This is a genomic window from Rubripirellula reticaptiva (assembly GCF_007860175.1).
Taxonomy (GTDB): domain Bacteria; phylum Planctomycetota; class Planctomycetia; order Pirellulales; family Pirellulaceae; genus Rubripirellula; species Rubripirellula reticaptiva.
Genome location: NZ_SJPX01000002.1, coordinates 467,287 through 479,561, shown reverse-complemented (window position 1 = coordinate 479,561; position 12,275 = coordinate 467,287). Strand labels below are relative to the sequence as shown.

Genomic DNA, 12,275 nt, shown 5'->3' with positions numbered 1-12,275 from the left:
CCACACGATCCGAGCGTCAGGGCTCGACCTGGCCCACCCGTCCAATCAATTTAATTTTTATAGACTCTGATGACTGCTACCACCCAACTTTCTTTTGACGCCGCGGGTTTTGATTCGTTCATCGAATCACGCACTGAACCTGATTGGTTGACGGACATGCGCCGCGAAGCATGGCAACACGCCGATGCAATGCAGTGGCCCGAGCGGCGTGCGGAGGAGTGGATCCGCACCGACATCCGCGCTTTTCAAATCAAAAAGTTTTCGGCACCCAACGTGTCGAGCGACCCAGTCTCGTTCGACACTCGGCAATATCACCAACTGATCGAGGGCGTCGATCTGGGCGGATCCCTAGAAACCGTCGATAGCTGTATCACGGCTGAAAATCTTGACCCGGCTTTGGCCGCCAAGGGCGTCGTCTTCGGCAGCCTTGAACGGATTGCCGCCGAGCATCCGGATTTGGTCCGTAAGCATTTGTTTACGGCGTTCGATCCTGACCACGACAAGTTTGCCGCTCTGCACGCAGCATTTTGGTCGGGCGGACAATTCCTGTACGTGCCGCGTGGTGTGGTGGTTGACCGTCCTATCCACATCGGATCAATCTTGACCGATGGCGGAACGGATACGACTCATACGCTGATCGTGCTCGATGAAGGCGCCGAAGCGACGGTGTTGCACGAATCGAATAGCGTTTCCGAAAACGCATCCGGGTTGCACATCGGGTGTGTTGAATTGGTTCAAAAGCCTGGCTCGCATTTGCGATACGTGAACCTGCAAGAGTGGGGTTTGAAGACGTACCACTTTGCACACCAAAAAGCTGTCATCGATCGTGATTCAACTTTGCAGTGGACGATCGCTGCGATGGGGTCGATGTTGTCCAAGGTCAATCAAACGGTCGACATGGTCGGACGCGGTGCGGATGCTCAAGTCAACGGCGTCATGTTTACCGAGGGACGCCAGCATCTTGCCTACCATACGCAACAGCATCACCGTGCACCCCAGTGCCACAGTGACTTTCTGTACAAGTCGGCTCAACAAGACAAGAGTCGGACTGTTTGGAAGGGCATGATCAAGGTCGACAAGATCGCTCAGCAAACCGACGGTTACCAGCGCAACGATAATTTGGTGCTGTCGCATCATTCGCGTGCCGACTCGATCCCAGGTTTGGAGATCGAAGCCGACGACGTTCGTTGCACGCACGGCAGCACAACCGCGCAGGTCGATGCCGAGCAAGTCTTCTATGCTCGTTGCCGCGGCTTCACTCAAAAGGAAGCCACTCGTATGATCGTGATCGGGTTCTTTCAGCAGATCTTCGATCGGATTTCAATCGAAAGTGTCCGTAACGCACTTGGTGACGCGATCGCACGCCAAGTTCGTGAGTACGAGTGATTCAACCCCTAAATATTTGCTAAGCAATCGACGGAGAAACAAATATGGCGCTTGCTGAAGACAAGGTTCGCGAAGCCTTGAAACAGGTGATTGACCCGGAACTTTACGTTAACATCGTAGACCTGGGATTGGTGTACGTCATCAATGTCGGTGAGGAAAACGAGAATGGCCGGCACGACGTTAAAGTCGACATGACAATGACCAGCCCCATGTGTCCGGCTGGGCCGCAATTGGTCGCCGGAGTCAAGGGAGCCGCAGAAGGCATGGAAGAAGTTGACACTTGCGAAGTCAAGGTCGTCATGGAACCGCCGTGGAGCCAAGATATGATGACGGACGACGCACGGGATCACCTGGGAATTTTCTAATCGCTGCGGATGGCTGGTTCATCCGTTATCATGAAAGCCGAACCTTTGTTGGGCTGTCCTCTCATTCCCTTTGGGGAAGTTCTGATGCGTATCTTCGTTGGCGAATATGTTTGTGGCGGCGGTTTAGCCGGGCAAACGTTGGACCGGATTCCTGCCGGTCTGCGACGAGAAGGCGCCGCGATGCTAAGAGCCGTTTCGGCGGATATGTCCAAAATCGCTGAAACGGTCGTCCCCATCGATCCAAGATTTGAGTCGTTGACGCTGGATGTCGCCGAGAAAGTCTCGATGGATCCCGCGGCTCCACTGTGGAATCAGTGGATCGCAGCGGCAAAGACGTGTGATGCTGCGTTGATCATTGCTCCAGAAAGTGATGGTGTCTTAGCCAAAGCGGTTGCGATGCTGAGAGCCGGCGGTGTTGATGTGATTGCCGGCAGCGGTGATTTTTTGCGAGTCGCCAGCGACAAGCTGCTGACCGCAAAGAGTCTATTCGCGGCAGGAGTCGCTCATCCGATGTACATGGCGTTGAGTGACAAACGGTTTCTGAAACCACTTAAAGAGTTTCAGCGTTTTGTAGTGAAGCCTCGTGATGGCTGCGGAACAAAGGAGATCAAAAAGTTTGATTGCTTCGCCGATGCACAGGCTGCGTTGGAATCGAACCAGTTGCTTCAAGCTTGGATGCCGGGACGCGCGATTTCGATTGCAATGGTCGCCTCGGATACTCAGAGTGTTTTTCTGCCAGCGGTCTCGCAGGGTCTGTCGGACGACACCTGTGAATATGAGGGCGGACAAGGGCCGCTTGACGACGATGCCCAGCGTCGTGCTGCGGCGCTGGCGACACGAGCCATCGCAGCGATGCCGCCGACCGTTCGAGGCTTCATCGGTCTCGATTTGCTACTTGGTGACCGCCCCAGCGAAGACTTCGTGATCGAAATCAATCCGCGACTAACGACTTCGTACGTTGGACTTCGCCGGATGATCAACAGCAACTTGGCGGCTTTACTCTTTGACTTGGAATCAGGTCCCGTTTCCTGTTGCGCGTCGGTAGACGCGGTTCGCTGGACGCCAGATGGCGATGTATGGGTCGACGACCAGTGAAACCAGCATCGGAAGGTCGCCGGACCATTGGGATCGATATCGGCGGTGCCAATCTTAAGTATGTTTGCACTGATGGAAACGCTGCGTCTTATCCCTTTGCGATGTGGAATCGTTCAAGCGAGTTGACGTCATCGCTCGTTGACCATCTGTCCCAGTTTCTGCCTGCAAGTTCGTGGGCCGTCACAATGACTGGCGAGTTGGCCGATTGTTTTTTGGATCGCAAGACGGGTGTCGAGTTCATTGTGGATGCGGTTTGCGAAGCTGCTCGCCGGATCGGTTCGCAGCCATCATTTGCACCCGAGATCCGGTTCTATGGAGTGGACGGTCGCTTCCATCGAGCGGACGACGCAAAGCGTTTGTTCGAAGTCGTTGCGGCCTCGAATTGGCACGCCTTGGCTAGTCAAGTTGCAAAAACCATTGCGGGTGACGCGACACTCGTCGACATCGGTTCGACGACCACTGATATCATTCCTTTGCGAAAGGGGCGAGTTGCGACGTCCTCGATGACGGACTTTCAGCGGTTGGTTGGACAGTCGTTGGTTTACATCGGTTGTCGCCGCACGCCGGTTTGTGCATTGGTGGATCGACTTTGGTTCAATGGCGCGTCGAGCCGAATTATGAATGAATGGTTCGCTACGATTGATGATGCTCGGATCGTGTTGGGTATCGAGCCAGAACATCCTGACGACTGTGAATCCGCTGACGGTGCCCCACGGACGGTCGCCCGATCGGCAAACCGAATCGCTCGGATGATCGGCCTTGATCAAACCTTCGTGTCGGTCGAGCAGGCTGCAAAGTTGGCTGTTCAGATCATGGACTCGGCCAAGCGTGAAATTCACTCGGCTTTCGATGCCATCGATCAGCCGAGGGGCCCAATTGTCATCAGTGGACATGGACGCGATCTGTTTGATGTGCCGGAGGATCGTGAAGTGATCGATTTGTCGACCGAGTTAGGTGGCGAGATTTCTCGGTGTGCGCCGTCGTGGGCGGTGGCAAATCTATGGGCCGATCGATCGAAAGCGGCCCTGGTTCGCAAAGGGCGGCCCTCTTGCGACGTGTCGTAAAGGTCGGCGGCAGTCTGCTGTTACGACCGAATTTGAAGGATCAGCTTGATCGCTGGATCGGGTCTCAATCGCCGGCGGAGAATTTGCTAATCGTTGGCGGAGGCAACTTGGTCGAAGCGGTTCGTGAATTGGATGCAGTGCACTCGCTCGATTCGGAAGAAATTCACTGGTTGTGTGTCGAATTGCTAGAGTCGACTCACCGAATGGTGCAACAATTGTCGCCAGCTTGGAAAACCGTTTCGACGACAATTCAGTTTCGCGGTGGAGTCGAACGCGGTTTCTCGAGGGATCAAACGACGTTAATTTCGGTTGCCTCTTTTTATCATCGATATTGTGGTGCGTCTTTGCCCGAAGACTGGCGAACGACAACTGATGCCATCGCCGCCTATCTGGCCGTCTGCGTTAACGCCGACGAATTGGTGATGCTAAAGTCGTGCGACGTTGATCCCGGCCGGACGCTCGATCAGTTGATCGACGATGGTGTGGTTGACAAAGCGACACGCTTAATTGCGCCGCATGTGCGACACATTCGCGTCCAGTGCTTGCCAACGGACGGGTCCTAAATCACGGCACTCAATCCGTTTGTTTCTGGATCAAGCGAGCACGGATACGGTTGCCGTGTTCTTGAGGCGAACCGACGGTTTTGTACAGTTCGACGGCGCTGTCGAGGTTTCCGAGCAGTTCTTGCGTGCGGGCAAGGTTGTATCGGGCAGCGGGAATCCACAGAGACGGCTGGTTTTCGTCGAGAACGCGTTTGGCGAACCAGGTTTCGGCTGTTTCGTAGCGTTGGTCGTCGTATTGAATTAGGCTGATCCAGTAGGTCGCGCTGCGTTTGCCTTGGCGCATCATCGCTTGGACCTGTTGAACTTGGCGGTCATAGACTTCGGACTCGGTCCCGCGTTCGCGCCGAATGCCATAAGCAATTTGCAAATTGACGTCGATTCTCAGGTCAGCGATCTCAAACTCCGGGGCTCGCATTGCCAAGTACAACACTCGGGCGCCTTTGGAATCGTCTGACTCGTCGTTGTCAAATTTGCCGAGCAAATGGTTCCAACGTGCAACTGCAAGTTGTCGCGAAGTGTCGATGTCGGCTTCCAAAATCGCCCATCGGGACTGATACCAGAATTGGAACACTGGATCTCGCGAGGCCGCGGTTTCCATATCCGTGCGGTAGGCTTCCGCGAGAAGCGGGACATTCCAAAGACGAACGCCTGAAATGCCGCTGATGCTGTCGATCTGTTTGGCTAGCGAAGGCGCGTCGACGTAGGTCACCATTCGGCGATCGCCCGCCAAACCCGACTGTAATTCCTTCATTCGCGGGCTGATCGCTTCTGGAACGACGTTCAGTAGAGCGACGGTTTGCTGAATGTCATCTTTGGCGTACGGATAGTCAAAGAAGCCGGGGACGTTTAGTCGTCTCAGCACCGAGGCATCCTTGCGAGCGTCGCTGAGTGTCGCAACGCCAACTTGTCCGGGCCCCGGGATGAAGACGCCCAGTTCAGGTTCGAAAAGGTAGATCTCTTTGTCGATCAGCACACCGACGCACCACGGATCAAGTGAACCATCATCGGTCGAAGGGATCGCCAGCACGAAAGCGGTCAGTCCGGATTGGCGGCAAAGCTGAGTGAACACACCGGCTCGTTGAAGTGCGTCACCGGTGCCTCGCCATACGGTCTCATAATCTGTTTGACGATAACCGGCACCTTGGAATGTCATGCCCATCGACATGGGCGGTGCCGGTGGCGCCGGCACGACGGGGATTTTGGCCTCGTACGCAATGTTGCGAACCGTCCAGTCGAATAAACGCGCGGCTGTGCGAATCTGCAACGCAGCCTCACTCGACTTCTTTTCCTGTTCCGTCAACCAATCGGTTAAAACGGGATCGTCGCTCGATTCGCGGTTGACCCAGTCGGAAATCTTTTTGAACAGGTAGCTGTCTCGTAAATGGTCCGTGTCGTCACGTGTGAAATTCTTGCGATCGATTCGCTGTTGGACCGCTTCGGGCGGCAACACGTCGCTGATCGTTCGTAACAATTCCGAGATGTCGTCTGCCTTGACCTCGTCACGGTCTTCGGACCACCGATTCAAGTGGTAGGCGATCTGGCGTTCGGCTTCATCAGGATTCAGGTCGACCAGTCGGTTTAGCAGACTGAACGTTTCGCCGATGTGATCTTGTTGAGTTTGCGACTGCATCTTGGCTTGTCGCTGAGATCGAATTCGTCGGATCGCGTCGGCATCATCTGAGCAACCGCCAAGAACCGTAATCAACGTCGCTGCTACGACGGGAAGGACCAACCGGGGGAATGCAACCATCGCAGCAGTATGTCTTTGTCGGATAGGAATGAATTCAGCGAGCTAGGTCAAATCCGCGTTCTGGTGCGACTTAGACCGCAGAGTCGATTTGCGAGATCGTTTTTCGGATCACCAATAACCGGTCTATCGTCGCCTCGAATTGACCCAGTGGAATCATGTTGGCGCCGTCGCTTGGCGAAGTGTCGGGTGTCGGGTGCGTTTCGAAAAACAACGCGTCGGTACCGATTGCTACGGCCGCGCGAGCCAATGGTTCAACCATTTCACGGTTTCCGCCGGTCGCGCCGCCCAATCCGCCGGGTCGCTGGACGCTGTGAGTGGCATCAAAAACGACCGGAACTCCCAATCCCTGCATGATTGGCAGGGATTGCATGTCGTTGACCAATCGCCCGTAACCAAAAAAGGTGCCCCGCTCGCACAGCATCACTCCGCCATCGCCACTGCCGCGGACTTTCTGGACGACATACAGCATGTCTTCGGGCGACATGAACTGGCCCTTTTTGACGTTCAGTGGGCGTCCCGTTTCGGCCGCCGCGACCAAAAGATCGGTTTGTCGAGCCAAAAATGCAGGGATCTGAAGCAAATCGCAGACCTGGGCAACGGCCGCAGCTTGTTCCGGCAAGTGCAGGTCGGTCGTCGTCGGTAGGCCCGACCGCTGGCCGATATCCGCCAGCATTTTGAGTCCTTCGTCGATCCCTGGGCCGCGTTTGGCCGACAGCGATGTCCGGTTGGCTTTGTCGAACGATGCTTTGAAGACTACGTTAACGTCGTCGCGTTGGTTGATCCGGCACAGGACATCGGCAATCTGCATCGCAAGATCCGGCGTCTGCAATACGCACGGTCCGGCGATCAGCAATAGCGGTTGTCCAGGGCCACACTGATAAGGACCAACGGGAACGGAAGTGACGGGCGGTGGTGAATTAGTTTCAGTCATGCCTGAATCTTCGACGATTCTGCCGCGTCAGGCAATTCCCCGCGACGGTAACAACAGTTGGACTCGGCCAGGCATCGTTTCGATCTTTAACGGCAAACGACCGGCATAATCACCGTCGACCTGATAAGGGATTCGGCACGCTGGGGTTTCGGGGCCTGGCAAGTCTGGTCCTGTTGAGTCGGAGGCGGAAATTTCAAACGACTTGCCGCGTAAACGAACGACGTCCGAGAACTTCAGATGCTGGCCCGTTTGGATGCCAGCCAAGTAGACCAATCCTCTGGCAACCGAGCGGCCTTGCAACGCGATCAAGTCCAACATCCCATCATCCGGAATCGCATTTGGCTCGATTGCTAGCGACGCCGCATAGCGAGGCAAGTTAAACACCATCGCCCATCCGGCTCGGATCGGTGGAGCCCCGTCAACTCGAATTTGAATTTCAGGAAATCGATATCGCGAGATGGCTCGAGAGATCGGTCGAAAGTAGCTGAAACGGTTGATGTGACCACGCCGTGTTAAGTGCATCGCTCGCACCACTTCGGCATCGAAGCCACATGTTGCCATGATCAAAAACGGTTTGCCGGCCGCCGTGCCCACGTCGATACGTTTGGCTTGACCGAACTGAAGGGTCTCGATAACGAACGCGGCGTCGCATCGGTATCCGAAGTGTTTTGCCAGCAAGTTTTCGGTGCCCATTGGCATCGGTACGAGCGGGACTTTAGCCGCGATCGATGCAGCGGCAAGCGCCAGCGTTCCATCGCCACCTGCGGCCACCACGATTGGATTGTGAGCTCGCTGGGTTTCAGTTTGCAAGTCGATGACGGTACCGACTGTTTGGACGTCGATGCCGATTTGCTGTAGACCTGCGGTTAGTTTCGGCAGCTGATCCCGTCCCGCTCCGCTGCCCGCCTTGGGGCTGGTGAAGATGATCACCGACGTCGCGTGTTTGGGATCTAGTCGGTTCATATGAGTCTCGGGAGGCGGGCGGTGGAGCTGGTCAGGAATGAGTCGTAAATAGCATTCTGGCTAACGTTTTATCGTCTTTCGCGTCGTCCGTGTGCAAATCTCGACCTACCCTTTTCTTAGGCAGATTCTGTGAGCACGGTTTGTGGAATCTGGCTGCCTAGGGGCGTCAAAATCGACATCATCGGTTCAATTGGATCGGATTAACGTCGAGACGCTCCTCGGTCAATTGGTTTCCATCCAACGAGAGAGCCTGTTTCGATGAAATTGTTACGACGTTACTGGGGCGCCGGACTGATCCTATTGATGGTTGCGATTCACGCAGCCGTGATCGGATACGTTCGCAGCCGTGTCGCTCGGCTAAGCGGTATGGAGACGACCGCGATGGAAGTTGGCAATTTTCGGTTTCAAAGCGTCGCAGATCTGTCGACGGTTTACCATTTTCGGCTACATGCGGTCTTGGACCCATCGAAGCTGCATCGTGGCAAAGAACGGATGGCCCAGATGCAGATGGAGATACGCGAAGCTTCCGAACAGCTTCTGCGGCAAGTCGACCCCAAGTGGCTGGAAGATCCCTCGCAAACACAGATTCGCGAACGATTGATGGAGATTGTGCTGAAACACTTGGACGAACCACTCGTGCAACGAGTATTGATCACTGATTGGCTAGAGCTTCCTATTGATGCGATTGACGTGACGCTGGACCAATCTGAGTCGATCGTCAAGAACTGATCCAACAGCTCGCTTCTACGATTCAACGCCTGGGAAATTCCCGCTTTGGCCTCGCCGCGCGAGTTTCACGCGGCAATTTCTTTGCAAATCATTCACGTTGCTAGTGAATCCGACTTGTGGCAGTCGGTCCGCCATTGGTAGTTACCGATGGAAGTGAGCCGAGTCTCCTGTTTGCGGGAGGTTGGGACTCAACATTAGTAGCCTGTTCGTTTGATTGGTTTGCCAGGTATGCCACCACGTATGCCCCATTCGTTGTCACATTGCCGCGTATACGGTTCCCATTCGGTTGGGTATCGCCGCTGCATGTTGGCCATTTTGCTTTCTGCACCGTTGTCGTTGCCCGCGCTGGGGCAGTTCGGTGGTGGTGGTGGTGGTGGCATGGGCGGTGGAGGTGGAGGCGGCGCGAGTGCGCCCGGCCCCGACAGCAAACCCAAGTTTCGCGAATTTGTCCACGATGGCGATGGTATCGCAGTCCGACGTGAAAAAGGTGACGCGATCGTGCTTGATGTTCGCGTCGTCGGAAACAAACGCGTCACCATGCACCGAATCTTACAGCAGGTCCAGACCCGCAAAGATCGCTTCTATGACTACGAAACCGTGCTGGGCGACGTCCGCCGGCTAAACGATCTTGGCTCGTTCGATCACGTCACTTTCAAACTGAATGAGCAACCCAGTGGCGTTGGCGTCACGTTCATCGTTCACGAACGTCCAACGATTTCACAAGTTGTTTTTCACGGTAACCGAGCGATGAATGAACGCGAGCTGAAAGGGCGCGCGGGCGTGAATCCCAATGACCCGTTGAGCGAGTTTTCGATCGAATCGGCGCGCAGACGACTCAGCGACTACTACCGCGAAGAAGGCTTCAACCAAGTTTCTGTTCTTAGCTCGGTCGGCCTTCCGAATGATGCATCGGCGGTTGTTTTTCGAATCAACGAAGGCCCCAAAGAACGGATTGCAAGTATCGCGATCAACGGCAGCACGATCGTTTCCGAAGCACGACTCAAAACGGTCATCAAGAGCAGTGATGGCTTTGCTGGTGGTTGGGTCCCCTACATCGGCAACACGTTTGATATCGCAAAGCTCGATCAAGATGTCGACATTTTGGCGGCCTATTATCACAACCTTGGTTTTTTGACTGCGACGGTCGGGCGCACTTGGAAGTACCGTAAAGACGGCAAGTGGGTCGACGTCGTGTTCGTCGTCAACGAAGGTCCGCAATTCAAAGTCAACGAAGTTCAGATCGTTGGCAATCAATACGCGATCGAGTCATCGCTGCGAGAACGCCTAAAGCTAAACGCTGGTGATACCTTCGACGGAACCAAGTTGCGGCAAGATGTTGGCGAGATGGTTTACGCGTACGGTGAACTTGGTTTTATCTATGCCGAGATCGAACCGCAAACGGTGATGCGAGACGAAGCCAATATCGTTGACTTGGTTTACAAAATCACCGAAGGCGATCGCTGGAAGGTCGGCAAAATTCGCGTCAACATTGACGGCGAACCGCACTTGATGAAAGAAACGACGATGTTGAATCTGATCGACCTGCGCGAAGGCGACTGGATCGATCGACGCGCGTTAGAAACCAACCGCTCGCGGTTAGAACGCAGCCAGTTGCTTGAAACGAATCCGCAAATTGCCGAGCCACCGGATATCAAAGTCGTGCCCACTGATGAAGGCGGCAAGCGTTACTGATGAAAACTGCCGCAAAAAATCTGTTCGAGCTCGCGTCCACTGCGCTCAAGACTCGTCCGCTTAACTATATCTCCTCCGTCGAAGCTGACCGTATGAAGGAACACAACCATTGCGACGCTGCCTGCCGTCTGGGCTGGCTTGCGCTCGCCTGGCTCGCGCTCGGCAGCTCGCTGGTGGGAATGACTGGCTGTGCCCAGCTTCAGTCGGTTTCGGCACCACCGTCGAATTGGCAAACGCAGGCAACGCCCGGTGTTGCGACGAATTACGCACCCAACAACAATTTTGCACAGCCCGGCACGCCGTCGTCGGCGGTTGCTGGCACGATGGAACAAGCTGGGTTCACTCAAGTGGCATCGCCCGGCGTCAGCGGTGTCTATTCGGCCCGTCAGTTTCCGCAAGAACAAACGGTCGCTCCGGTGCAGTATGGCGCACCTATCAACAACGGTGCACCTCAGTACAACGCGGCACCCCAGTACAACGCATCGCCCCAGTATGGCGCGCCACAATACGGCGTCCCTGGGCCAAACCTCGCACCCAACAGCGACTACACCTCGCCGCAAGCCAATTCGCTCGGCGGAACCGGGATGGTCGATCCTTACGCGCCTGTATTGCCGTACGGTTCGATCGGTCAAGCCGTGCAAGGACCACGCGTTCGCGAAGCTGACTTGGTCATCAACGGTTTTCCTGCTCGGACAGGTCGGATCATGTTGGGTGGTGCCGTCAACAGTGACGCCGGCGTGACCGGACAGATCACAATCGACGAACGCAACTTTGACATCACTCGCTTCCCACGGTCATTTCAAGACTTGTTCAGCGGAACCGCGTTTCGTGGTGCCGGTCAAACCTTCCGAATTGAAGCCGCACCCGGATCACAATTCAAACGATATACCGCACAGTTTGTTGATCCGAACCTGTTCGGATACCTTCCGATTAGTTTGTCCGTCAGCGGTTTTTGGTATGACCGACGATTCAATGACTGGGACGAAGAACGGTTGGGTGGACGCTTGGCACTCGGTTACCGAGTCACGCCCGACTTGTCGTTGACCGTTGGTGTCACCGGACAAAATGTTGACTTGCAGACCAATCGCACAGGGCCAACGCAGTTGACCGATGTGATCGGCGACAACGCGTTGTATTCGGGTGAATTTTCGTTGACTCACGACACGCGAAATAGTCCTATCCAAGCCAGTCGCGGACACTACTTTCAATTCAAATTTGAAGAGTCCTTCGGCGATTTCGATTACGCTCGCTTTGAAACCGAGTTCCGCCAATACTGGTTGGTTCGCGAACGGGCCGACGGTTCCGGGAAACAAACCGTTTCGTTCTCGACACGGTTCGGGTATAGCGGCGACAACACACCGATCTTTGAAAACTTCTTTGCCGGTGGCTATGCGACCATGCGTGGTTTCGACTTCCGTGGTGCTGGACCGGTCGATCCGGTTAATGGTGTTGAGCTTGGCGGTCGCTTCCAGTGGCTCAACACCGTCGAGTACATGTTTCCGATTACCGCTGACGATGCGTTTCGCGGCGTGACGTTCGTCGACTTCGGAACGGTCGAAGAAGAACTGAAAATCAACTCGGAAAGTTTCCGGGTCGCACCGGGATTTGGTTTGCGAGTGGCAATTCCAATGTTGGGGCCAGCTCCTCTGGCATTCGACTTTGCCTTCCCCGTGGCCAAGGCTGATACTGACGACGAACGCATGTTTAGTTTCTACATGAGCCTGGTTCGGTAACCCG

General features: G+C 55.1%; 11 protein-coding genes. 8 read left to right on the top strand and 3 right to left on the bottom strand.

The window, feature by feature from the left end; genetic code table 11:
- The first annotated feature begins 69 nt into the window (after positions 1-69).
- The 5 genes from sufD to Poly59_RS08010 all read left to right on the top strand — a co-directional run bounded on the left by sufD (position 70) and on the right by Poly59_RS08010 (position 4,473).
- Positions 70-1,386 carry a Fe-S cluster assembly protein SufD gene (gene sufD / locus Poly59_RS08030; protein WP_146533577.1) on the top strand — a complete coding sequence of 439 codons (1,317 nt, stop codon included), beginning with the start codon at positions 70-72 and terminating at the stop codon, positions 1,384-1,386.
- A 44-nt stretch (positions 1,387-1,430) separates the two neighbouring features.
- A complete protein-coding gene (locus Poly59_RS08025) occupies positions 1,431-1,751 on the top strand; it encodes a metal-sulfur cluster assembly factor (protein ID WP_146533576.1) in 321 nt (106 codons plus the stop codon).
- Between the two features lie 84 nt (positions 1,752-1,835).
- A complete protein-coding gene (locus Poly59_RS08020; RefSeq protein WP_186776090.1) occupies positions 1,836-2,846 on the top strand; it encodes an ATP-grasp domain-containing protein in 1,011 nt (336 codons plus the stop codon).
- Positions 2,828-3,910, top strand: a complete 1,083-nt coding sequence (locus tag Poly59_RS08015) for a hydantoinase/oxoprolinase family protein (RefSeq protein ID WP_146533574.1) — start codon at positions 2,828-2,830, stop codon at positions 3,908-3,910. Before Poly59_RS08020 ends, Poly59_RS08015 begins: the two co-directional genes overlap by 19 nt.
- Positions 3,895-4,473: an amino acid kinase family protein gene (locus Poly59_RS08010; RefSeq protein ID WP_146533573.1), complete on the top strand. Its 579-nt coding sequence runs from the start codon at positions 3,895-3,897 to the stop codon at positions 4,471-4,473. Before Poly59_RS08015 ends, Poly59_RS08010 begins: the two co-directional genes overlap by 16 nt.
- Positions 4,474-4,483: 10 nt before the next feature.
- Here the strand turns inward: Poly59_RS08010 and Poly59_RS08005 are convergent, their stop codons facing one another.
- From Poly59_RS08005 to Poly59_RS07995, 3 genes are all read right to left on the bottom strand, one after another.
- A complete protein-coding gene (locus Poly59_RS08005) occupies positions 4,484-6,223 on the bottom strand; it encodes a tetratricopeptide repeat protein (protein WP_146533572.1) in 1,740 nt (579 codons plus the stop codon).
- Between the two features lie 70 nt (positions 6,224-6,293).
- Positions 6,294-7,154 (bottom strand): 3-deoxy-8-phosphooctulonate synthase, encoded by an 861-nt coding sequence (gene kdsA / locus Poly59_RS08000; protein ID WP_146533571.1) that lies wholly within the window; start codon positions 7,152-7,154, stop codon positions 6,294-6,296.
- A gap of 27 nt (positions 7,155-7,181) precedes the next feature.
- Complete coding sequence (locus Poly59_RS07995) at positions 7,182-8,117, bottom strand: diacylglycerol/lipid kinase family protein (protein WP_146533570.1); 936 nt, start codon at positions 8,115-8,117, stop codon at positions 7,182-7,184.
- Positions 8,118-8,375: 258 nt separating this feature from the next.
- On the opposite strand from Poly59_RS07995, the gene Poly59_RS07990 reads away from it, so the two are divergent.
- The 3 genes from Poly59_RS07990 to Poly59_RS07980 all read left to right on the top strand — a co-directional run bounded on the left by Poly59_RS07990 (position 8,376) and on the right by Poly59_RS07980 (position 12,271).
- On the top strand, positions 8,376-8,846 hold the full coding sequence (locus Poly59_RS07990) for a hypothetical protein (RefSeq protein ID WP_246151485.1): 471 nt from the start codon (positions 8,376-8,378) through the stop codon (positions 8,844-8,846).
- Between the two features lie 303 nt (positions 8,847-9,149).
- Positions 9,150-10,538, top strand: a complete 1,389-nt coding sequence (locus Poly59_RS07985) for a BamA/OMP85 family outer membrane protein (protein WP_246151484.1) — start codon at positions 9,150-9,152, stop codon at positions 10,536-10,538.
- Positions 10,538-12,271: a BamA/OMP85 family outer membrane protein gene (locus tag Poly59_RS07980; protein ID WP_246151483.1), complete on the top strand. Its 1,734-nt coding sequence runs from the start codon at positions 10,538-10,540 to the stop codon at positions 12,269-12,271. Before Poly59_RS07985 ends, Poly59_RS07980 begins: the two co-directional genes overlap by 1 nt.
- The last annotated feature ends 4 nt before the right edge of the window (positions 12,272-12,275 follow it).

Bases quoted from the DNA above. Each gene is read 5' to 3' on its own strand.
- Poly59_RS08025 (WP_146533576.1), top strand. From the start codon at position 1,431: ATGGCGCTTGCTGAAGACAAGGTTCGCGAAGCCTTGAAACAGGTGATT.
- sufD (WP_146533577.1), top strand. From the start codon at position 70: ATGACTGCTACCACCCAACTTTCTTTTGACGCCGCGGGTTTTGATTCG.
- Poly59_RS07995 (WP_146533570.1), bottom strand. From the start codon at position 8,117: ATGAACCGACTAGATCCCAAACACGCGACGTCGGTGATCATCTTCACC.
- Poly59_RS07985 (WP_246151484.1), top strand. From the start codon at position 9,150: ATGTTGGCCATTTTGCTTTCTGCACCGTTGTCGTTGCCCGCGCTGGGG.
- Poly59_RS07980 (WP_246151483.1), top strand. From the start codon at position 10,538: ATGAAAACTGCCGCAAAAAATCTGTTCGAGCTCGCGTCCACTGCGCTC.
- Poly59_RS08015 (WP_146533574.1), top strand. From the start codon at position 2,828: ATGGGTCGACGACCAGTGAAACCAGCATCGGAAGGTCGCCGGACCATT.
- Poly59_RS08020 (WP_186776090.1), top strand. From the start codon at position 1,836: ATGCGTATCTTCGTTGGCGAATATGTTTGTGGCGGCGGTTTAGCCGGG.
- kdsA (WP_146533571.1), bottom strand. From the start codon at position 7,154: ATGACTGAAACTAATTCACCACCGCCCGTCACTTCCGTTCCCGTTGGT.
- Poly59_RS07990 (WP_246151485.1), top strand. From the start codon at position 8,376: ATGAAATTGTTACGACGTTACTGGGGCGCCGGACTGATCCTATTGATG.
- Poly59_RS08005 (WP_146533572.1), bottom strand. From the start codon at position 6,223: ATGGTTGCATTCCCCCGGTTGGTCCTTCCCGTCGTAGCAGCGACGTTG.